18 protein-coding genes are annotated in these 21,948 nt (G+C 45.4%); 11 read left to right on the top strand and 7 right to left on the bottom strand.

Going from position 1 to position 21,948, the window contains the following annotated elements:
• Positions 1–162: 162 nt before the first annotated feature.
• The gene (locus EO131_RS04865) at positions 163–1,206 is read left to right on the top strand and encodes a zinc-dependent alcohol dehydrogenase family protein (protein WP_127019468.1); all 1,044 of its coding nucleotides are present in this window, start codon (positions 163–165) and stop codon (positions 1,204–1,206) included.
• A gap of 2 nt (positions 1,207–1,208) precedes the next feature.
• Here EO131_RS04865 and EO131_RS04860 read toward each other — a convergent pair whose 3' ends face one another.
• Complete coding sequence (locus tag EO131_RS04860; RefSeq protein ID WP_127019466.1) at positions 1,209–1,895, bottom strand: aspartate/glutamate racemase family protein; 687 nt, start codon at positions 1,893–1,895, stop codon at positions 1,209–1,211.
• 339 nt (positions 1,896–2,234) lie between these two features.
• On the opposite strand from EO131_RS04860, the gene EO131_RS04855 reads away from it, so the two are divergent.
• From EO131_RS04855 to EO131_RS04815, 9 genes are all read left to right on the top strand, one after another.
• Positions 2,235–3,875, top strand: coding sequence for a TldD/PmbA family protein (locus EO131_RS04855; protein ID WP_127019464.1), 1,641 nt, complete (start codon positions 2,235–2,237; stop codon positions 3,873–3,875).
• A gap of 27 nt (positions 3,876–3,902) precedes the next feature.
• Positions 3,903–5,219 carry a TldD/PmbA family protein gene (locus EO131_RS04850; protein ID WP_127019462.1) on the top strand — a complete coding sequence of 439 codons (1,317 nt, stop codon included), beginning with the start codon at positions 3,903–3,905 and terminating at the stop codon, positions 5,217–5,219.
• Positions 5,220–5,310: 91 nt separating this feature from the next.
• Positions 5,311–5,931, top strand: coding sequence for a DUF4159 domain-containing protein (locus tag EO131_RS04845; RefSeq protein WP_127020048.1), 621 nt, complete (start codon positions 5,311–5,313; stop codon positions 5,929–5,931).
• An 11-nt stretch (positions 5,932–5,942) separates the two neighbouring features.
• The gene (locus EO131_RS04840) at positions 5,943–6,950 is read left to right on the top strand and encodes an AAA family ATPase (RefSeq protein ID WP_127019460.1); all 1,008 of its coding nucleotides are present in this window, start codon (positions 5,943–5,945) and stop codon (positions 6,948–6,950) included.
• A gap of 37 nt (positions 6,951–6,987) precedes the next feature.
• On the top strand, positions 6,988–7,452 hold the full coding sequence (locus EO131_RS04835) for a hypothetical protein (protein WP_127019458.1): 465 nt from the start codon (positions 6,988–6,990) through the stop codon (positions 7,450–7,452).
• 14 nt (positions 7,453–7,466) lie between these two features.
• Positions 7,467–8,366 carry a DUF58 domain-containing protein gene (locus EO131_RS04830; protein ID WP_127019456.1) on the top strand — a complete coding sequence of 300 codons (900 nt, stop codon included), beginning with the start codon at positions 7,467–7,469 and terminating at the stop codon, positions 8,364–8,366.
• Position 8,367: 1 nt separating this feature from the next.
• Positions 8,368–9,648, top strand: coding sequence for a BatA domain-containing protein (locus EO131_RS04825; RefSeq protein ID WP_127019454.1), 1,281 nt, complete (start codon positions 8,368–8,370; stop codon positions 9,646–9,648).
• Positions 9,648–11,861: a tryptophan-rich sensory protein gene (locus EO131_RS04820; protein ID WP_127019452.1), complete on the top strand. Its 2,214-nt coding sequence runs from the start codon at positions 9,648–9,650 to the stop codon at positions 11,859–11,861. Before EO131_RS04825 ends, EO131_RS04820 begins: the two co-directional genes overlap by 1 nt.
• Positions 11,854–13,602 (top strand): hypothetical protein, encoded by a 1,749-nt coding sequence (locus EO131_RS04815; protein WP_127019450.1) that lies wholly within the window; start codon positions 11,854–11,856, stop codon positions 13,600–13,602. Before EO131_RS04820 ends, EO131_RS04815 begins: the two co-directional genes overlap by 8 nt.
• A 15-nt stretch (positions 13,603–13,617) precedes the next feature.
• Here the strand turns inward: EO131_RS04815 and EO131_RS04810 are convergent, their stop codons facing one another.
• From EO131_RS04810 to ppdK, 6 genes are all read right to left on the bottom strand, one after another.
• On the bottom strand, positions 13,618–13,806 hold the full coding sequence (locus tag EO131_RS04810) for a hypothetical protein (protein ID WP_127019448.1): 189 nt from the start codon (positions 13,804–13,806) through the stop codon (positions 13,618–13,620).
• A 72-nt stretch (positions 13,807–13,878) separates the two neighbouring features.
• Positions 13,879–14,361: a hypothetical protein gene (locus tag EO131_RS04805; RefSeq protein ID WP_127019446.1), complete on the bottom strand. Its 483-nt coding sequence runs from the start codon at positions 14,359–14,361 to the stop codon at positions 13,879–13,881.
• Between the two features lie 7 nt (positions 14,362–14,368).
• A complete protein-coding gene (locus EO131_RS04800; RefSeq protein ID WP_127019444.1) occupies positions 14,369–15,214 on the bottom strand; it encodes a C-GCAxxG-C-C family protein in 846 nt (281 codons plus the stop codon).
• A gap of 177 nt (positions 15,215–15,391) precedes the next feature.
• A complete protein-coding gene (locus tag EO131_RS04795) occupies positions 15,392–17,122 on the bottom strand; it encodes an alpha/beta hydrolase-fold protein (protein WP_127019442.1) in 1,731 nt (576 codons plus the stop codon).
• 93 nt (positions 17,123–17,215) lie between these two features.
• Complete coding sequence (locus EO131_RS04790; protein ID WP_127019440.1) at positions 17,216–18,112, bottom strand: cation diffusion facilitator family transporter; 897 nt, start codon at positions 18,110–18,112, stop codon at positions 17,216–17,218.
• Between the two features lie 144 nt (positions 18,113–18,256).
• The gene (gene ppdK / locus EO131_RS04785; RefSeq protein ID WP_127019438.1) at positions 18,257–20,983 is read right to left on the bottom strand and encodes a pyruvate, phosphate dikinase; all 2,727 of its coding nucleotides are present in this window, start codon (positions 20,981–20,983) and stop codon (positions 18,257–18,259) included.
• A 343-nt stretch (positions 20,984–21,326) separates the two neighbouring features.
• On the opposite strand from ppdK, the gene EO131_RS04780 reads away from it, so the two are divergent.
• Complete coding sequence (locus EO131_RS04780) at positions 21,327–21,929, top strand: YceI family protein (protein WP_127019436.1); 603 nt, start codon at positions 21,327–21,329, stop codon at positions 21,927–21,929.
• Positions 21,930–21,948: the final 19 nt, after the last annotated feature.

The following is a 21,948-nucleotide window of genomic DNA, read 5'->3' as shown; positions in this document are numbered from 1 at the left end:
ACTTCGTTTTTAGAAATTATGACATAAATCCATAGACCTCTTCGTGTAATTATGGTATTGTTGAAAAGAAAAAGAAAGTCAGGTGTTGCTTTGCAGTTGATATATTTTTGACTGGAACTTCTATATTTCATAGTACATTTAAACTTTAAATCCCTCAGGCCGATGCGTGCAATTGTGTATGAAAAATTTCAAGGTCCGGTAACAGTACAAAATGTGGCCGACCCGATCCCAAAAAGCCATGGTGTGGTTGTACAGGTAACAGCAACCGGACTTTGCCGAAGCGATTGGCATGGTTGGATGGGTCATGACCCAGATATCGAACTTCCACATGTGCCCGGGCATGAACTCGCGGGCATTGTGGCCGCTGTGGGCAAAGATGTCAAAAATTTTAAAGTAGGCGATCGGGTCACCGTTCCTTTTGTATGTGGCTGTGGGACCTGCCCACAATGCCATTCGGGCAACCATCAGGTCTGTGACCATCAAACCCAACCGGGTTTTACACATTGGGGCTCCTTTGCCGAATATGTGGCCTTGGATCATGCCGATATCAATTTGGTCAAGCTTCCCGATGCTATCAGCGATGTGGCCGCTGCGATTTTGGGATGTCGGTTTGTAACTTCTTTTAGGGCCGTGGTAGATCAGGGAATGGTACAAGGGGGTCAATTTGTAGCCGTGCACGGTTGTGGGGGTGTGGGTTTGTCCGCGATTATGATTGCCAATGCCCAGGGAGCTCAGGTGATTGCGGTGGACATCAATGATGAAACCCTTAAAATGGCTTCGGATTTGGGAGCCATGGCGACCATTAATGCCGCTTCATCCAAAGATGTGGTTGGGCAGGTTCGAGAGCTCACCAATGGTGGTGCACACGTGTCCTTGGATGCATTGGGCAGTCAGGCCACCTGTTTCAATTCCATTGCCAACCTCAGAAAACGGGGTAAACATGTCCAGGTCGGTCTCATGACAGGTGACCATCAACACCCAAAGGTTCCTATGGACAAGGTGTTGGCCAATGAACTGGAAATTATCGGCAGTCACGGCATGCAAGCGTTTAGATACGAAGCGCTCCTTCAAATGATCCAAGAAGGAAAACTCCAACCTGAAAAATTGGTGGAGCGGACCATTTCCTTGGAAGACATTTGTTCTGAATTGCCCATTATGGACAGTTTCAAGAACAGAGGAGTATTGGTGGTGGATACCTTCAACTAAAGCTACAACTTGTCAAAAATAAAGTCGACGCCCATTTGTGCATGAAGATCGGTCGTGGCCAAAGTGGGGATATTCACATCATCCGATTTAAAGAGCAAGGGCAGTTCGGTACAACCTAAAATAATACCATCGGCGCCCCGGGCTTGCAATAAGTTGATTTGCTCCTTAAAAAAGGATTTGGCTTCTTCCGAAAAGATGCCCTGGGTCAGTTCTTTGGAAACATATTGATGCGCTTGTGGAATATACTTCTCATCCGGAATAATAGTCTCAATTTGATAGTTTTTCGAAAGCACTTTGGGAATGAAGTTGCCCGTCATGGTAGGTTTGTTTCCCAAAAGACCCAATTTTTTCAGCCCTATTTTTTTTGCCGCTTTCCCGGTAGCATCGGCGATATGGAGGATGGGAATTTCAATTTTGGGCTGCACAAAATCGTACACCATGTGCGGGGTATTGGCACAGATGATGATGGCATCGGCACCCACTTCCTGTAATTTCAAGGAAGTCTCCAGGTATTTTGCATTGATCTTTTCCCGGTTTTGTTCCCGCATCAACTCGATATTGATGCTGTGGATGATCAATGGTGGATTGGCCTGTTCACCAATCACCTTTGCAGCCAATTGGTTGATCAAACGATAATATTCAATAGTGGAGTGCCAAGACGTGCCCCCAATCATTCCTAAGGTTTTCATGGTATTTCTGCTATTTTCAACATAATTGAATCTGTAACAAAATACATAAAATCAATACAAATCAAATGATCGAACTCATTGTTGGATGAGGAATTACGCTATGGACATTTGATACACTGGCCTAGTGGAAAAAATCGGGGTTTGATTTCATTTGGTCAATAATTGAAGGATGTTGTTTAGGGAATTTAAGTAGTCGTTCAGGGATTTTAGGTTAAAATTAACATAAAACCTGAAGGGCACTGTTTATTTTTAGGAACCCTTGAAAATTGAAGGTGTGACTTTTAAGCCAATGAACTGCACCGTCAATCAAAAAACAAGTAAATCAGATAACCGAAACATATGAAAAGAAGAAGCTTTGTGCAGTATGCCGGTTTGGGAGCGGGGGCATTGATGATGCCTTCCCTGATGTTGGGAAATGAGATCCCGACAGAAGCACTCCTCGAACCAGGCATGGATGTTGTACTTAAGAAAAAAATGGCCGATGTTGCCCTTAACACCGCAAAATCATTGGGTGCTACCTATGCGGATGCACGAATTGGCCGTTATTTGAACCAATATGTCTTCACCCGTGAGGACAAAGTCCAGAATGTGGTGAACACCGAATCCTTTGGGATTGGTATCCGGGTAATCGCCAACGGAACATGGGGATTTGCCTCTACCAATGATGTTACCGAAGACGGAATCAAAAATGCAACCCAACAGGCGGTGGCCATAGCCAAGGCCAATGCCAGGATTCAAAAGGAGCCAGTTGTGTTGGCACCTGTGGAGGCTTACGGAGAGGTTTCTTGGAAAACCCCCATCCAAAAAGATTTTAAGGAAGTACCCATTTCCGAAAAAGTCGATTTGTTGTTGAGTGCCAATGCGGCCGCCATTGATAATGGCGCCAATTTTGTGAATTCGGCCCTCTTCATGGTCAATGAACAAAAGTATTTTGCGTCTACCGATGGATCTTATATCGATCAGGACGTTCACCGAATTTGGCCCACCTTCAATGTAACAGCTATCGATCGTGCCGCTGGCAAGTTCAAGACCCGTCAGGCCATGAGTGCCCCAATGGGTATGGGTTATGAGTATATGGATGGTTTGGCCTCTGAAAAACTTGAAGGTCCAGAGGGCATCAAGCTATACAGAAAGAGCTATGATATTGTGGAGGACGCTACCATGGCAGCCATCCAGGCCAAACAGAAGCTGACCGCTAAATCTGTTGAGGCCGGTAAATATGACTTGGTACTGGAACCCAACCACCTTGGTTTGACCATCCACGAATCGGTGGGTCACCCCTTGGAGTTGGATAGGGTACTGGGTTACGAAGCCAATTACGCGGGAACCAGTTTCGCTACCTTGGATAAATGGGAAACCAAGAAATTCAATTATGGCAGCGACATCGTAAATATTGTGGCCGACAAGACCCAAGAGGGATCTTTGGGTGCCGTGGGTTACGATGATGAAGGCGTTAAGACCAAAAAATGGGATTTGATCCGCAACGGTATCCTTGTGAATTATGAGGCCATCCGTGATCAAGTACACATGATCGGTCAAAACGAATCCCATGGTTGTTGCTATGCCCAAAGCTGGGAAGATGTCCAGTTCCAACGTATGCCCAACGTATCCTTGGAGCCGGGAACCGAAAAGTATTCCTTGCAGGATATGATCAAGGATGTGGAAAAAGGAATTTACATTTTGGGCCGTGGATCGTATTCGATTGACCAACAGCGTTACAACTTCCAATTTGGTGGAACCATGTTCTACGAGATCAAAAATGGGGAAGTAGTGGGTATGCTCGAAGACGTGGCCTACCAATCGAACACCCAGGAGTTCTGGAATTCCTGTGCCAAAATCTGTGATAAGGACGATTACCGATTGTTCGGTTCTTTCTTCGACGGAAAAGGACAACCTTCACAGATCAGTGCGGTTTCCCACGGAAGCTCCACGACAAGGTTCAATGGAATCAATGTAATCAATACAGGTAGGACCATTTAAGGTTTATTCATTATAAATACGAAGACAATGGCTATATATACAGAAGAAGAAGCAAAAAAGATCTTGGAAAAAGCATTGAGTTTTTCCAAAGCCGATGCCTGTGAAATAAACCTAAGTGGAAGTAATAGGGGAAACATCAGGTATGCACGAAATACGGTTTCCACGGCAGGATACCAGTCCACCCAAAGTTTGGTGGTACAGGCCAGTTATGGAAAAAAGGTGGGAACTGCGACCATCGATGAATTTGATGATGCCTCCCTTGAAAAAGTGGTGGGCAGAGCAGAGGAGTTGGCCAAATTAGCGCCGGAGAATCCCGAATTCATGCCACCTTTGGGCCCACAGCAATACGATGCCTCCATTACGTACAAGGAAGCCACGGCAAAAGTGACTCCTGAATACCGTGCCGAAGTGGCCAGCAAGAGTATTGTGCCCGCGGCCGCCAAGGACGTTACCGCTGCTGGGTTCTTGAATGATGGGGAATCGTTCTCCGCCATGATCAATTCCAACGGATTGTTCGCCTACAACAAATCCACCAATGTGGACTTTACGGTGACCATGCGTACCAACGATGGTACTGGTTCCGGTTGGGTGACGCGAGATTTCAATGATATCAATAAGTTTGATGCGGCAGAGGCCTCCAACGTTGCCATAAACAAGGCTGTGATGTCACGGGAAGCCCGTGCCATTGAGCCCGGTAAATATACTGTGATCTTGGAACCTGCGGCTGCTTCAGATTTGTTGCGAAACATGATTTTTTCCTTCAACGCACGTTCTGCCGATGAGGGACGAAGCTTTATGTCCGCTCCGGATGGAGGCAATAAATTGGGACAAAAGATAGTGGACGAAAGGGTCAATCTTTGGTCCGATCCATTGCATCCTGATGTACCTACCTCCACTTGGAACGGTGAAGGTATGCCGTTGAAGAAGACCCATTGGATCGAGAACGGCGTGGTTAAAAATTTGGCCTATGACCGCTATTGGGCTGGACAAAAAGGAGTAGATCCTGTTCCTTTCCCAAGCAATGGCATTATGGAAGGTGGCGATGAAAGCCTTGAGGATATGATCGCCGGTACCAAAAAAGGTATTTTGGTGACCCGTTTTTGGTATATCCGAAGTGTGGATCCACAGACCTTGCTCTATACTGGTTTGACCAGGGATGGAACGTTTTATATTGAAAACGGACAGATCAAATATCCCATTAAGAACTTTAGGTTCAATGAGAGTCCGATCATCATGTTGAACAATTTGGAGTCCCTCGGACAACAAGTGCGAGTGGATGGTAACTTGATACCGTATATGAAGATTCGTGACTTTACGTTCACCAGTCTTTCGGATGCGGTGTAAAAATCCGAATAAACTGAAACTGGTGGTGCGGCATAAAAGCCCTCCGCCAGTTTTTATTTTGGAACTGGTTTAGCCAATACCCTTTATGGCCCTGAACAACGAATTCTTTTTTACACGATTGCAATACGAATCCGGCGATTGGGACGTGGATCAACGGATGCCTTCCAATCTGCTCAATTCTTTGGTGGAGTATACCACCTTAAAGGTGGACACCCAGGAAAAGATCATCACACTGTCCAGCGATGACATCTTCAAAAGCCCATTTTGTTATATCTCGGGCCATAAATTGGTCCAGTTTACCAAAAAGGAACGGGAGAATTTTGAAAAATATGTCCGCAATGGCGGTTTTGTATTTGCCGACGATTGCAATCACGATATTGATGGTCTCTTTGCCAAATCCTTTGAACGGCAAATGGAAGAAATCTTTGGACCGGGCGAACTGAAAAAGATTCCCAACGACCACGAGATCTATTCCATCTTTTTCGAGTTTGAGGATGGGCCACCGACCACCTCCCAAGAATTGAACGGCTGGGGCGACGATTTGGTACATGACTATCTCAAGGCCATTATGATCAATGGTCGAATAGGGGTTTTGTACAGTAACAAGGATTACGGTTGCGAATGGGATTACGACTTTAGAAACAAACGATGGTATAAAATAGACAATACCCGATTCGGGGTCAATATTGTGCTCTATGCCCTAACCTCATAACCACTGAAGCATTGGACAAAGAATTACAACAAATTGCTACTGAAGTTGAAGTGCTCTCCGATAAGCTGAAAGCACTCAAAAAAGAAATTGGAAAGGTGATCATCGGACAGGATGAAACCGTTTCACAGCTGCTCATCACGTTTTTGGCGGGCGGACATGCCCTGCTGGAAGGTGTTCCGGGTCTTGCCAAGACCTTGATGATTCGTACCTTGGCCAACGCCATCGACCTAAAATTCAAACGGATACAGTTTACGCCCGATCTTATGCCTTCGGATATTATCGGGACCGAAATTTTGGAAGAGGACCATACCACGGGCAAAAAGTTCTTCAAGTTCAACAAAGGACCCATTTTTTCCAATATCATTTTGGCGGATGAGATCAATAGGACCCCGCCCAAAACCCAGGCGGCCCTTTTGGAGGCCATGCAGGAATTTGAGGTCACGTACGGGGACAATACCTATGCCTTGGATCGACCTTTTTTCATATTGGCGACCCAAAACCCCATTGAACAATCGGGAACCTTTGTGTTGCCGGAAGCCCAACAAGACCGTTTCCTATTGTACATCAAGATCGGTTACCCTTCCGATCAGGAGGAAACCGCCATTTTGAAAGCCACGACCGGAACGGCCAAAGCCCAATTGAACAAGGTCATTTCCGGAGCGGATATTGTTCGGTTGCAACAATTGGTTCGTGAGGTATCCATCAGCGATAATCTGATCCAATACGTAAGCGATGTCATTCGGGCCACCAGACCCGACACCACCACGGTGGAGTATATGAAACAATGGGTGGATTGGGGAGCTGGACCCCGAGCTGGCCAGGCGATGATCTTGACCGCCAAGGCCAATGCCTTGTTGGAAGGTAGGTTGGCCGTTACCTTGGACGACTTGAAAGCGGTGGCACTGCCTGTGCTGCGCCATCGGGTGTTGGTCAATTTTAGAGCTGAGGCCGAAGGCATTACTTCGGATGAGGTCACGCGTCAGATCTTAAAAGCGGTTCGCGTGAATGATGGCAATTAATTGTTTATCAAAATAAGGGTTTATACAAGGGATTTACATGAGTAGCAAAAGTTTAATTTTTATTGTTGTTCTAATCATTGGAATTCATTCTTATGGACAGAGCCCTAATGTCATAATTCAGGTTAATGATGAATTAATTATTTCTGGAATTGCACAAACAAAGATTAATATAAGCGAGGGAGGTTTTAATAAGAGTTTCTGGGTTGATTATTTCCCTGGTAAGTTGATTTTAAGTCAAAGTGCATGGGAAATGATAAGAAAGGATTCTATTGGGACTTTTGAATTTCAATTTGATTATTACACTTTCAAAGGTCAAAAATCGGAAATCAAAAATTTCAAAATAGTTTTATCAAAAAGTCTGTTATGGGGGGATTATTTAATTATCAATATATATGACTTTCGAGATAGAAAATATCGCAAATGGTATGGTCCCTATACTGAGAAAGATTACTTAGTGGAATTAAAGTATCCTAATGGACCTATTTATGCTAGATATAAATAATTAATAAGTTTAAAATGGCCTCACGAGACTACCACGACTTATTGAAACCTGAAGTCATCAACACGGTGTCGGGACTTTCCCTGATTTCCCGTATCGTGGTGGAAGGTTTTCTTTCCGGCTTGCACCGGAGTCGTAGTGTGGGCCCGGGCATGGAGTTCAGTCAGTACCGTGGCTATGAACCGGGGGATGACCCGCGATTGCTCGATTGGAAAATGTTGGCCCGATCGGGAAGGTACTACATCAAACAATCGGAAGTGGAAAGCCAGGTCAGCGTAAAGTTCATTGTGGACGCCAGTGCATCCATGGAACACGAGGAAAACGGAATATCCAAATTTGAATTTGCCCGGGTGCTGGTCGCCTGTTTGGCACATTTGGCCCAAAAGCAGGGCGATCCCGTTGGACTTTTTGCCTTGAATGAAAACGATTTTGTGAGCATTTATCCCAAAGCCAACCAAAAACATTACAACAGGTTGTTGTTGGAGTTGTTGCAATTGTCCACCAAAGGCAAATGGCCCCAATTAGCGGTGGCTTCCAAAAAAATCCATTCCCAGAATACCCGCGAACTCATTTTCTTTTTGACGGATATGTACGAGGAGGACACCGAAATTTCCGGTTTCGTGAAAAACCTAAAAACCAAGAACAACGACGTGGTGGTTTTGCAGCTCATGTCGGGCTCCGAAATGGATTTTACCTACCAACGGTCGGTGACCTTCGAGGATTTGGAAACGGGTACCAAGGTGAAAGTGGATGTGGATCGCGCCAAGGAAACGTATTTGGCCACCTTGCATCAACGGATTGCCGATATCAAGGAATTTCTGCTTTCCCAGGGTATCCATCATTATCTGTTCCGAATGGACGATCATTTGGGCAATGCTTTGCAGTTATTTTTAAAAGAACGCGCACGATTGAATTAATATGGTTTTCAGCAATCCATCATATTTATGGGCTTTATTGGGACTTTTGGTCCCCTTGGCCATTCATTTATGGAGCAAAAAGGAAGCGAAAACCGTAAAAATCGGCAGTGTGCAGTTGTTGGAGGAATCCAACTCCAGACAGTCGAGCAGCATTCAATTGAACGAGTGGCTGCTGCTCTTGTTGCGCATGTTGATCGTATCCTTGGTGGTCTTTGTAATGGCAGGGCCCCAATGGTCATCGAACCATACCAAACAGCAACTGGCCTATGTGGTGGAGCCTTCGCTTTTGGAGCGTACTGAAGTAAAAAAGGTCATGGATAGCTTGGCTTTGGATTTTCCCGTGTATGTGCTGCAACCCGGATTTTCAGCTTGGGAAGGTGATGCCGACGCAATCAATACTTCCGAAACTCCCGATTATTGGCAATTGGTGCAGCAGATGGATTCCTTGCCATCGGATAGTCTGGTCATTTTTACCAAAACAAGTGTACAGGGATTCAAATCCAAGCGACCTTCAACCCAAAAGAAACTGCATTGGGTGGTGATGGCGTCCGATAGCGTCCAAAATACTCCGATTGGAGCTATCGAACATGCGGATGGCATACAGCTGATCACACAATTGGGCAACAGCGAACAAACGTACTTTAAGAAGGAAGCGCTGACCGATGCTGAAATGGTTCAACAAGCGAATGACAGTCTTCAAGGGACTAGGAACGGGGAAAATTTCCGGGTGCCTTTGATGAAAAGCGATACCATCAAGATTCAAATCGTTGCCGATGAAGGATTTGAAAATGACAAAAAGTTTATTGAAGCTTCATTTTCAGCAATTTCAGGCTATTTGAAGCAGCCTATTAGCATTAAGGACAATAACGGCGACAGCAACCAGAATGTGCCGGATTTGGGTATTTGGCTTAGTGAATCCATCTGTGATAAAGATGGACGTTGGTTGGTATTTCAGCCAGATTCCTTCGCGAGTCAATTGATAGCACCAGATCCAATAGCCAATCACTACTACTTGACCGCCCGATTGAACACCCAGAATACCCTCGATGGACATTTAACGGAACAACTGTTGGACCTGCTAGATCTGGATTCGGAATGGAAATCGATAGTATCCAAACATGATATGCGACAACTGGCTGTGGACGAGCTTCGCCCGAAATATGTACAGGCGACCTCCAAAAAAGAACGGGCTTCCTTTACCGACGTTACCCCTTGGTTATTGGTGTGTTTGGCCGTATTGATGATAGTGGAACGTTTAATGGCTTATGTAAAGAAACAATAATGGCAGCGCAGCAATTGATACGGTTCAAGCAACGATGGCAACAACTCCTGTATGTGGAGGGGGTGTTGTATGCCTTGGGTGCAGCCGGATTGGTTTACTTAGTGCTACATTCTTTGGGTTATGGTTTGTTGACCTTTGCCTTGACCATGATCATCTTTGTGGTCGTGCGAAAACCATGGAAAATTTCTTTGGACAATACCATTGCCTATGTGGACGCCCATGTGCCCCAAGCAGGTTTCAGCAGTGGTTTGTTGACCGTGCCACAAGAGCAATTGAACAATCTTTCCAAATTACAGCGCTATCGGGTGGAAACCGCGTTGCAGCCTGTTTTTGCAACGTTACGTCCGCCCCAAAACCTTAAAAGTGCGGCCATGGTGTTTGTTGCTTTGGTTTTGACAGGTTTGGCGGCCCGATTGGTGATTGAGGATATGGCCGCTAAAAAGGAGGGTTCCGGTCGGCCCCAGGAAATCACATTTGCACCTGTAGATTCGATGGAGACTGGTGTTAAAGCGCCAACTTTGATTTCCACACAGATCAAAGTCGTGCAGCCCTCCTATACGGGCATTCCAAATCGAACCACCAAAGATCCCAACATTAAAGCGGTGCAGGGCTCCCAAATTGCTTGGCAATTACAATTCGAAGGTGAAGTGTTGGAAGTCCGATTGGATCGGATGGGAGAAATTTCGGCCTTTTCAAAAACAACGAATGGCTATGCATTGACCCAAAAGTTGGAGAGTTCGGCATTTTATAGTATTTCCTACAAGGATGAAAATGGCAATTCGTATGTGACCGATCTGTATTCGATGGAGGCCATTAAGGATGAAGCCCCCTATGTGGCTTTGGAAGGACTTGACCAATACAACTATTTTGATTTTGACGATGATAAAAAACTGTTGCTGGATACCCGAATTGCCGATGATTTCGGTATTTCGGATGCTTATATCGTGGCCACGGTGAGCAAGGGATCGGGAGAGTCTGTAAAGTTTCGGGAAGAAACAGTCCGATTTGAGGAATCGTTTACCAAAGGAAAAAAGCAATTACAATTGAACAAGACCTTGGACCTCGACCAACTCCGCATGGACCCGGGAGATGAACTGTACTTTTATGTGGAAGCCATCGACAATAAAATGCCCTCGTCCAACATTTCGCGCAGCGAAACCTATTTTGCGGTGATAAGGGACACGGTATCCGATGCCTTTGGAGTGGAGGGGACCTTGGGTGTGGATTTGATGCCGGATTACTTTAGGAGTCAGCGCCAATTGATCATCGATACCGAAAAATTGATAAAGGACAAGCCCAAACTTTCCGAATACGATTTTAAGTTTACCAGTAATGAGTTGGGCTTTGACCAAAAATCCCTTCGCTTGAAATACGGACAGTTTATGGGGGATGAAACCGAAATGCAAGCAGCCCCGGGCCAAGTGAGCAGTACAGAGGAAGATCATGCAGATGAAGGAGGGGAGGAGGATCTGTTGGAGGGGTATAGCCATCGGCATGATAGCGATAATGAGCACAATCTGGTGGAGGAACACGATGAAGAAGCCGAAGGGGAGGAGGCAGAGGACCCTTTGCACGACTACCTGCACAACCATGAAGATCCTGAGGCCTCCACCCTGTTTGAAAAATCGTTGAAAGCAAAGCTTCGGGATGCCCTCAACATTATGTGGGACGCGGAACTCTACCTGCGACTGTACCAACCGGAAAAATCGTTGCCTTACCAGTACGAGGCATTGAAACTGATTCAAGAGATAAAAAATAGCGCACGGATCTATGTGCACCGCATCGGTTTTGACCCGCCACCGATCAAGGAAGAAAAACGGTTGACCGGGGATATCAAATCGATTTCCAATTTTGATAAAAAGGAAACGTTCGATTATGAACTATCCTTTCAATCTACAAGACAAACGGTTGCCCGATTGGAACAGCTCATACAAGAACAGAGCAGCATCACGAATCAGGACCAAATTCTTTTTCAGGAGGCGGGCAATGAATTGGCTGCGCAAGCCGTCGACAACCCATTGAAATATGTGAAGGTACTCCAGGGATTACGAGACCTTTCCAAAGTATCCCATCAAAATGTGGAGCATTACCGATTGGTGCGTAAAAATGTGTTGGCTGTTTTACCGATGGTCGAGAACAACCCGGGCCATGTGCCGCAGTATCAAGATGAAATCAACAAGTTGTATCTAAAAGCATTGGAAGCCAATGATTGATGGACTTACTTTTCTCAACCAAAAGCTACTGCTTCCGATTTTACTTGGTGGGATACTGGTATTTGGTTTTTTCGTTTGGAAGGAGTGGCCGCAAAAGGGGGAGCGCAGGTTTTGGATCAAACTGGCGATTGGCTTTATTGGATTGGTAGCCTTGGCCTTGCTCGTTTTGAAACCTGCCGTGCCGCAAATGGTTTCAGGTAAAAAATCCATCATTCTGACTGAAGGTTATCGCCAAGCACAATTGGATAGCCTCACCAAACTGTACAAACGTATCTCCATTGAATCGTATCAACCGGGCAAACTATTTTCCAAGATCAATCCCAACGACACCTTGTTTGTGCTGGGCTATGGTCTGGAACCTTTTGATTTTTGGTTGGTGGAGCAAAATAAGGTTGATTTTCTGGGTGCTGAGCCATTAGTGGGTTGGACGGCCATCCATTACAAACCGGTCATTGAATTGGGTGATATATTGAGCTTACAAACGGAATATACCCAAAGCAAGGAGGGGCATTGGGCCCTCTTGTACGATAACGGGGGCAATGCATTGGATTCGGTGGAGTTTTCAGGAGAGACCCTTCAGAAACTCACTTTTAAAGTGGAACCCAAAGCCAGTGGTCGATTTGAATTTGCGTTGGTGGAAAAGGATGCCCAAGGCGAGGTGATTTCCCAAGAACCGATTCCTTTTCAAGTGCTGGAGCCGGATCCGTTGCAGGTTTTGATCATCAATACCTTTCCCACCTTTGAGACCAAATACCTGAAAAACTTTTTGGCCGAAAATGGCCATGGGGTGGTGGTCCGCTCCCAATTGACCAAGGGCAGGTACAAATTTGAATATTTCAATACAGAGGCTGTGCCCGTTTACCAATTGTCGGAAAATGAATTGCAATCGTTTGATTTGGTCATCATCGATGCAGATTCGTATTTGGAATTGAACAAGAATTCTAGGGAAGCATTAGATAAAAATGTTAAGGATGAAGGACTGGGATTGTATGTTCAGCCCAGTGGGCCACTTTTTAATCAAGCCGGTCGCAAATTCCCGTTGTCTTTTGAGCGGGATGGGGTTCAAGAGCTACGAATTGAAGGAACGCAACAAACATTGGAAAAATTCCCATTTCGTTTAAAGGAAGAAATACTGGTGGAACCGATTCAGTGGGATGCAGCCATGGTTGGTGCTTTGGCAAGACAGGGAATGGGAAAAGTAGGAACTATTTTGTTACAGGATAGTTATCAGCTTATTTTGGACGGAAAGCAGGAAATGTACAGTGCACTTTGGTCCACAATCGTTGATGCAATGGCGAAAACCAAAGTTGTCGGCACAGCTTGGGAAACAAAAACCCCATTTCCCAGCGTGGATCAACCCTTTCAATTTATCCTAAAAACAGATAGGCTGGAGCCGGAGGTATCATCTGGACGGGGCACTGTACCCCTGTTGCAGGATTTGCAAATACCCACCCATTGGAAGGGTACCACTTATCCCACGACTGCTGGATGGAATGCACTTGCAATGGCCCAAGACTCGTTACCCGCGTTTTATTATTATGTCTTCCAAAAGGATAGCCGCAAAGCGGAACATCAAAAGTGGGTCCAGCAGCTCAACCAACGTCAATTTGGTAAGATGGGTACTAAGGCAGATACTAGGGATTTGGTAAAAAAGAGGGCACCGTTAAACTCCATTTGGTTCTTTATAGTGTTTCTTTTGTGCATGGGATGGTTATGGCTTGAGCCCAAATTGCACTATTGAGTTTACGATCAAGCATCAATCTGTATCCTTCTCGCTTCTTTTTTTCTTGCTCATCCCAACGATAAAGAGCAATCCACCAATGGCAACCAAAACATTGCCAAAGTAACCTGCCGTTTCCCTCAAGGAAGTGGTGAAGACGATTCCAAGAGCGATCACCACAATTCCGAGGTAAATAAATTTCTGGTATTCGGCTAATTTTTTCATTTGAATCTGATTTAATATTTCACTGCCTTCAGTTTGATTCTTATTCTGCAAATTTTTATTTCTCAGAGGTCCTTACTGCACTTTTGAACTGGGAATCCATAAATAATCAAGCGCATCGTTCTTTACAATCAGGAAAACCGCCAATGCCCCGATCAGGGTGGCCGGAAATCCGGAACCAATACCGAGGGGAGCTATGGCCAAGAAAAATAGGATGGCTCCGATACAGGCCAGTTTCACCCACCAACCGCGCAATAACATTCCAATGGCGATCAAGGCTTGCCCCATTGCAATTCCGGTCACCATGGGTACGATATTAGCTTTGAACGTAGTGTTGATGAAATTCGAATAGAGATCCACCGGCGTTAATGTGGCATAGATCAAATAGTCACTCGGGCTATTATGTGCCGTGGTATAATTGAACCAGCTTGCCCAAGCAAAAAGAATGAAAATGAGCAGCCTGGCCAGTCTTGTTTTTTTTAGGGCGGCAATCAATACGAGGATGGCAAGGCCATTGCTTACACTCCAGAGAATCCAATATTCTTTCAACAATTCCATTTTTGTGTTACTTGATATGGGCCAGATTTTGGATGAGTTGTGCACACCCAGCATTTTGGATGTACCTCGTATGCGCTGAAATGGTTTCAAACTTTCTTCCAGTAATTTTAGAACATAATAGTTCTGAATGGGTCAGCTGATAAAACGTGCTTAGGGTTTCTTGGGCATGGGGATTGTTCATGGCCATTTTTTTGGGTACATCGTTGCACCATTTCAATGACTTTAACCATATAGCGGCTGCCAAGGCACCACATCCACCACCGCTCAAGCCCAATCCTCCTGCAAACCCGGCCACCATGATGGATTCTTCCTCACTGGCTCCCATTTTTTTTGCCACTTCGGTAGCACAGCTCAAACAAGTATCGGATGGGTATGTGGAATCATCTGAAAGCCCTTTTAGAGCGGCATTCACGGCTTCGGGAGCCCAGTGCTGTGCCAGATTGTAACAATGTAAAAAGCGACCAGATACAAAGTATTTGGCCATGCTCAGATTGTTTGAAAAGTCGCAATGTGTAATCTCGTGGCAGTTGATGGTGCCTTCCCTTTCTTTGAAAGATTCCATCATTTTTTGCGTGGACAAAATGGCAACCGCAATGGCCTGATCAGGGTTTTCAAATCTGCGATGGGCCTCAGCTCCAACAGCCAAGGAAGCTCCCCAAAGCATCCCACATTGATGGCCCTCTTGCATAATTCCACCGGCCAAGGTATCGGAGGCACGTTCCTCTATAGGTTTGATGTTACCAAATTCACGATTTAGTATATGGAAAAACGTACGGGAGCAGGTACCCGATTTAAGGAATACCTTTCTGCCGTCCCTTGGGCCATCCCTAGTACTGGTTTTCTCTAAATCCATGACCTATAATTTTGAATTTCTTAAAAAGGTAAGAGCCTTTTGTATGGAATCCTATGACATGGATTAGTTTTCTAAAATCGAATAATGGTTCATGGCAATAAACTGGTCAACCTCAGTAAAAAATCAGGTGGCATCCTGTTTTTCCAGACATTGGTTTGAGCCAAAAATTTTGATTACCTATTGGTATCTCCAACTGGTTAAATCGGCTCCTGCAGGCGCACTTTTCCAAATGCGTTCCATGATTTTGGGCAAATACATCGTGTTGTACCGCAGTCGGCTGATGGCATTGGGCTGGTCAGGGTCGCCGTTCCAGCAATGTTCCGCACGGTCACCGTACAAAACCTCACCTTCATAATATGGTTCCGTGGTGCTTTCCAAAAAGTCCTCCATCAAATACACCGCATTGTTCAAATAGTAATTGTCCATATCCCCACAATAAATATGGATCTTGCCCCGTAGGTTTTCGCCCAATTTGTCCCAATCGCGTTCCAAAATATAGCGCAAATCATAATTTTCCTTCCAATATTCGGCCACCTCGTGATCGATTTCCCCGGTCATTTTATCCCAGATTCGAACCGGATAGCCATCCTCACCCTGTGGCGAATAGGTGGCTTCCCAAATGTCCCATTGCTGGCCGGAACGCGATTTGTCGCCCAATACCAGCTCTAAATGGTTACCCTGCCGAAGTGTGGATTGAATATCGCCCAAATAATTACGATGGGAGGGGACCTCCAGTTTTTTGTGTGCGGAATCGTAGTAATAGGCATTGTCATCCTCATAAATATTGGTAAGGCAGTAGGCCCTAAAGTCGATGGGGTCGGGGCAAGCGGCAAAACAACCGTTGTATTCCTCAGGATATTTTACCTGAACGGCTAGTGCTTCCCATCCGCCGGTTGAACCGCCATATAAAAAGCGGGACCAACCCTCTCCAATACCTCGGAACTGTTCTTCGATATAAGGAATGAGCTCGTAGGTGATGGCATCGCCGTAAGGCCCCTGACTGGCAGAGTTGACCGCGTAGGAGTCATCATAATAAGGGGTGGGATGCTGAATTTCAATGATTAAAAAACGGGGGAAATCGGGTTCGTTCCAACGTTGGTAAAAATCAAAGGCTTCTTGTTGCTGAATGATGTTGTATCCGTCCAGATCAAACCGTGCCGAGTATTCCGGTTCCAGATTCGGGTCGGGTGGCGTGGTCCGGAATCCACCAAAATCACTGGGAAAATGTCCATGAAAAACCATCAACGGATATTTGGCTTCGGGATGTTTGTCGAAATCCTTCGGCAACAAAACATGGGCACCCAAATACATGTCCCGTCCATAAAACTCGGATAGTTTTTCTGATTTTATTTTGATGTGTTTGATCCATTCGGTATCCTCTGGCTCAGGGATGGGTGGAATTTCTTGATCCATGACCACGGAAACATTTTCAATCCCTTTTTCACCTACGGTAATTTTGAAAGGTTTACTGTATAAATTCCCGGGCGATCGGTTCCATTGTTGGCCCTCTCCGTTGTCCATGGGCAATTTTACGGTGTGACCTGTGGAAAGGTTGAAGGTTTCGTAGACATGCAACAGGGCTTGAACATTGTATTCACCAGGCGGTACTTCGGCCAGACTGGGGTAGGGATATCCAAAAATACTCTCGTCAAACGAAATGGATTGCCCCGGTGCCATGTTGTCCACATTCATTCCAAAAATGAGTTGGGTGGACAGGCCATCGTTGATTTGAAATCGAGGCTCTTTACTATCATCCGAAGAGAGCATCAACAATAGGCGGCCATCCTTCTTTTCTGCGCTAATGTTTGTATCGAAGGATACATTGATGCTATAGTTGGATTTGGTGGATTGTTCGCAGGAAAGCAATAGCAAGGCGGAACCGCATGCTGTAATCAATAAATGTTTCATAGTGGTTGGTATTGTATTGTAAAAGATACTCCATTTCAACCATAAATCAATAAGTGCCAGGGTATTTGTTGGAAAGTTGGGAGCGCAGATGGTTCAATCCACATCGTAGGTATACTCATCCGGTTCGATATGGATGAGTACATGCCCTAGGTTCGGAATTTCTTTTCGGAGATAATCTTTAAGATTATGTGCAATCCAATGACCTTCCTCCACCGAAATTTTGCCATCGACGATCGCGTGTAGATCCACATGGTATTTCATCCCGGATTTTCTGATAAAGCATTTTTCCGTGCCGATAATGCCATCAACCTCCATTGAGGTATCCCTGATTTCTTGGATAAGATCGTCGTATTGGTGTTCATCCATAATTTCACCCAAAGCAGGTCTAAAAATCAGGAAGGAATTATATAGGATAAAGGCGGAAGCCAACAATGCCGCCCAATCATCGGCAGTCTCATAACCTTCCCCAAAAATTAGGGCAATTGAAATACCAATAAAAGCCATTATCGAGGTGATGGCGTCACTGCGATGGTGCCAAGCATCCGCTTTTAGGGATGAGCTATGGGTTTGGGTACTCTTTCGGATCACGATTTGATAGGAGACCTCTTTCCATAAAATGATGGCACCTAGAACATACAAGGTCCAGGATTCAGGGGTTTTGTGGGGTGTCCGTATGTGTTGGATGCTCTCGTAGGCAATAATAGTAGCCGAGGTCACCAAAAAGGCCACTACAATGAAGGTAATCAGGGGTTCAATTTTTCCGTGGCCATAGGGGTGGTTTTCATCGGCCGGTTTTTTGGCGTATTTCAAACCGACCAAGACCAAAAGGGACGAGAATATATCCGTGGTGGATTCCATGGCATCGGCGATAAGGGCGTAGGAATTACCGAAAAAACCTGCAAGACCCTTGATCAGCGCCAGACTTGCATTTCCAAAAATACTGAAGTAGGTGGTGCGGATAGCGGTCTGTTCGTTGGATCTTTCTTTCACTATGGCCAGGGTTTACTAGGGCTTGGGAACGCAAATTATGTATTTTCCCGAAGATACTATGGTAATATGTCCTATAAAAAATCCCGGCGCTTACAACTTGGCAAGGCCGGGATTTATAAAAAAACAGAATGGTTAGGTATTATGTTATTTCTGAGCTATTGCAGCCTGGGCAGCAGCTACCCTGGCAATAGGTACTCGGTATGGAGAACAGCTCACATAGTTCATGTCAACGGTTTGACAGAATCCAACAGAACTGGGTTCCCCACCGTGCTCGCCACAGATGCCCACTTTTAGATCTGGACGGGTGGATCTTCCGCGTTTGGTACCCAATTCGATCAATTGGCCAACGCCTTTTTGATCCAACACTTCAAAGGGATCAGCTTTCAAAATGCCTTTTTCCAAATAAATGGGCAGGAATTTTCCGGAATCGTCCCTAGAGTATCCAAAGGTCATTTGGGTAAGGTCGTTGGTACCGAAGGAGAAGAAATCCGCAATTTCTGCTATCTCATCGGCAACCAAGGCGGCCCGGGGTACTTCAATCATCGTACCCACTGAATATTCCACGGTATCCTTGCGTTTTTTGAACACTTCTTGAGCAGTGTTGTCGATTACCTCTTTTTGTTGCCTGAACTCTTCTACGGTTCCTACCAAGGGCACCATAATTTCCGGTTTGGTGATGATGCCTTCCTTCTTCAGGTTCAATGCGGCTTCCAAGATGGCTTGGGCCTGCATTTCAGTGATTTCGGGATAGGTATTGCCCAATCGACAGCCACGGTGACCCAACATGGGGTTGAACTCTTCCAATTCGGCCACTTTGCTTTTAACTGATGCCAAGGAAATATGAAGATCATCGGCAAGTTCCTTTTGTGTGGCCAATTGGTGGGGCACAAACTCGTGTAATGGGGGATCCAACAACCGCACGGTTACGGGATAGCCTTTCATGGCTCTGAAGATGCCTTCAAAATCGCCACGCTGCATGGGTAAAAGTTCTTTCAAAGCTTGTTTACGACCTTTAACGGTATCGGCCAAGATCATTTCGCGCATGGCCTTGATACGGTCCACCTCGAAGAACATGTGTTCCGTACGGGTCAATCCGATGCCTTTTGCGCCAAAGTTACGGGCAATTTCAGCATCTTTTGGGGTGTCCGCATTGGTGCGTACCTCCATTTCGGCATACCCATCGGAAAGTTTCATGAGTTCGGCAAATTCACCGCTCAATTCAGGTTCTTTGGTGGCCACTTTTCCTTCCAAGATGTTACCGGTAGATCCGTTGATTGAAATCCAGTCCCCTTCGTGGTACTCATGGTCGCCCACTTTTAAGGTTCGGGTTTTGTAATTGATTTTCAATGCACCGGCACCGGAAACGCAGCATTTACCAATTCCCCGTGCAACAACAGCAGCGTGGGAGGTCATACCACCGCGGGCAGTGACAATACCTTTGGCCACGTTCATGCCTTCCACATCTTCAGGGGAAGTTTCTATACGAACCAAAATGCTGTTCTTGAATTTACTGGCCTCATCGGCAAAGAAAACGATCTGACCTGTTGCAGCTCCCGGTGAAGCGGGAAGTCCTTGGGCAATGACATCGGCTTCTGCAAGTGCATCGGGGTCGAAGATGGGGTGCAATAATTCGTTCAGTTTATTTGGCTCTATGCGCATTAGGGCCGTTTTTTCATCAATCAATCCTTCTTTTAAAAGGTCCATGGCAATTTTGACCATGGCTGCTCCCGTACGTTTACCATTTCGTGTCTGCAAGATCCAAAGTTTACCTTGTTGAATGGTGAACTCCATGTCTTGCATATCCTGATAGTGGGTTTCCAGTTTGTTTTGGTATTCGAACAGTTCTTTATAGATATTGGGCATCAATTCTTCCAAGGATGGGTATTTTTCCACGCGTTCCTCTTCGGAAACCTGGGCCAATTCTGCCCATCGCTGTGAACCCAATAAGGTAATTTGTTGAGGGGTACGTACACCGGCAACCACATCTTCCCCTTGGGCATTGATGAGGTATTCCCCGTTGAATTTGTTTTCACCAGTACCTGCATCCCGGGTAAAGCATACCCCAGTTCCAGAATCCTCGCCCATATTACCGAACACCATGGCCTGAACGTTTACGGCAGTACCCCAATCTTCTGGGTAGCCATGCATTTTTCTGTAATAAATGGCCCGATCCCCATTCCAGCTATCGAATACTGCAAGAATGGCGCCCCATAACTGGTCCCATGGGTTGGAAGGGAAAGGTTTGCCTGTTCTTTTCTTTACAATATCCTTAAAGTCGTAGACCAGGTCTTGCAAATCTTGCACGGTAAATTGGGTATCGTGTTCAATACGTCGTTTATCCTTTAAATGATCGATTATTTCCTCAAAGGGATCCAAATCGTCCTTGGATTCAGGTTTAAGACCCATAACCACACTACTGTACATTTGGATGAACCTTCGGTAGGAATCCCATGCAAAGCGGTCGTTGCCCGTCATTTTGATCACACCTTTGATCGATTCGTCGTTTAGACCAAGATTCAATACGGTATCCATCATGCCGGGCATGGATACCCGGGCACCGGAGCGTACCGAAATCAGTAATGGGTTTTCGTCATCACCAAAGGTGGCGCCCATGGTTTCCTCGATGCGTGTAATGGCATCGCGAACTTCGGGCTCGATACGTTCAATGACTGCTTCTTTACCATCCTGATTGTATTGTGTGCAGACCTCAGTGGTAATGGTGAAGCCGGGGGGAACGGGTATTCCGATTCGACTCATTTCGGCCAAATTGGCTCCCTTGCCACCGAGCAGGTTCTTCATGTCACGGCTTCCATCGGCCTTTTTATTGCCAAAAGAATAGACACTGAGTTGGTTTTCTGTAAGTGTTTCCATCTTGATTACCTATTAGAAGTTGATAAGTGCTAAAATTCTTCTGTAAAATTAGCCGCTTACCTTGGGGCAGAACATGATAAAAATCAGGGTTTTACCGTAAGGCGATAGGATTGGGGCAGAATGCTTCGTATAGTCCCATAACAAAGGAACCCCTGTCATTTTTAGCGGTTTGATGGAGTCAAAAAAAGCAAAAATTAGGGTGTTAGATGGTTAAAAATCAATGAAATATAAAAATTATGTAACTTTAGTTACTTAAATATCAAGTAGTTGCGAAAATACTGACAATTATCATCTTTTAGGATTCTTCCCTGTATGAACTTTGTCGCAACAAAACCAAAATACTATGCAATCACAAGTCACAAAAAAGAAATTATCCTTCAAGGCGGTCATTCTCCTGATGACCATGGGCCTCATCCCGATAGCTCTTTCCGCCCAAAGCTATCAGATCAGTAAAAGTGAAGGGGAAGTTACGGTAACCGGAACCTCGACCCTGCACGATTGGGAAGAAGTGGCGGAACAGAAATCCGGAACCATTGCAATCGATCCCTCCGGTGAACTTCCAAGCATCAGTTCCTTAAAATTCACTGTTATGGCCGAAAGCCTAAAAAGCGGTAAGGATGCCATGGACAAAAACACCTATAAGGCGCTTAACACTGGTAAGTACAAGGAGATCGTTTTTCAAATGGATGCCGTAAAAAGCATTTCACCTGTTGTTTCTACAAGTAACAAATACAAGGTGGTGGCAACCGGAAAGTTGACCATTGCGGGCAAGACAAACACAGTAGATCTACCTTTTGATCTTACCCTAAACAATGGTAAGGTACTGTTGAATGGAAAAAAACCATTAAAAATGACCGATTTCGGTATTGAACCGCCCAAGGCACTATTGGGAACCATTAAAACCGGTGACGAAATCGAGGTGCACTATAAAACAGTTTGGCAATAAAACAATCACGTAAATCAAT

It is taken from the genome of Flagellimonas beolgyonensis (genome assembly GCF_003992615.1).
GTDB classification, from domain to species: Bacteria; Bacteroidota; Bacteroidia; order Flavobacteriales; family Flavobacteriaceae; genus Flagellimonas; species Flagellimonas beolgyonensis.
This window is presented reverse-complemented; position numbering and strand designations above follow the sequence as displayed.

Excerpts from the sequence above, each read along its gene's own strand:
- EO131_RS04865 (WP_127019468.1), top strand. The coding sequence starts at position 163 with ATGCGTGCAATTGTGTATGAAAAATTTCAAGGTCCGGTAACAGTACAA.
- EO131_RS04860 (WP_127019466.1), bottom strand. The coding sequence starts at position 1,895 with ATGAAAACCTTAGGAATGATTGGGGGCACGTCTTGGCACTCCACTATT.
- EO131_RS04855 (WP_127019464.1), top strand. The coding sequence starts at position 2,235 with ATGAAAAGAAGAAGCTTTGTGCAGTATGCCGGTTTGGGAGCGGGGGCA.
- EO131_RS04850 (WP_127019462.1), top strand. The coding sequence starts at position 3,903 with ATGGCTATATATACAGAAGAAGAAGCAAAAAAGATCTTGGAAAAAGCA.
- EO131_RS04835 (WP_127019458.1), top strand. The coding sequence starts at position 6,988 with ATGAGTAGCAAAAGTTTAATTTTTATTGTTGTTCTAATCATTGGAATT.
- EO131_RS04830 (WP_127019456.1), top strand. The coding sequence starts at position 7,467 with ATGGCCTCACGAGACTACCACGACTTATTGAAACCTGAAGTCATCAAC.
- EO131_RS04825 (WP_127019454.1), top strand. The coding sequence starts at position 8,368 with ATGGTTTTCAGCAATCCATCATATTTATGGGCTTTATTGGGACTTTTG.
- EO131_RS04820 (WP_127019452.1), top strand. The coding sequence starts at position 9,648 with ATGGCAGCGCAGCAATTGATACGGTTCAAGCAACGATGGCAACAACTC.
- EO131_RS04815 (WP_127019450.1), top strand. The coding sequence starts at position 11,854 with ATGATTGATGGACTTACTTTTCTCAACCAAAAGCTACTGCTTCCGATT.
- EO131_RS04810 (WP_127019448.1), bottom strand. The coding sequence starts at position 13,806 with ATGAAAAAATTAGCCGAATACCAGAAATTTATTTACCTCGGAATTGTG.
- EO131_RS04805 (WP_127019446.1), bottom strand. The coding sequence starts at position 14,361 with ATGGAATTGTTGAAAGAATATTGGATTCTCTGGAGTGTAAGCAATGGC.
- EO131_RS04800 (WP_127019444.1), bottom strand. The coding sequence starts at position 15,214 with ATGGATTTAGAGAAAACCAGTACTAGGGATGGCCCAAGGGACGGCAGA.
- EO131_RS04795 (WP_127019442.1), bottom strand. The coding sequence starts at position 17,122 with ATGAAACATTTATTGATTACAGCATGCGGTTCCGCCTTGCTATTGCTT.
- ppdK (WP_127019438.1), bottom strand. The coding sequence starts at position 20,983 with ATGGAAACACTTACAGAAAACCAACTCAGTGTCTATTCTTTTGGCAAT.
- EO131_RS04780 (WP_127019436.1), top strand. The coding sequence starts at position 21,327 with ATGCAATCACAAGTCACAAAAAAGAAATTATCCTTCAAGGCGGTCATT.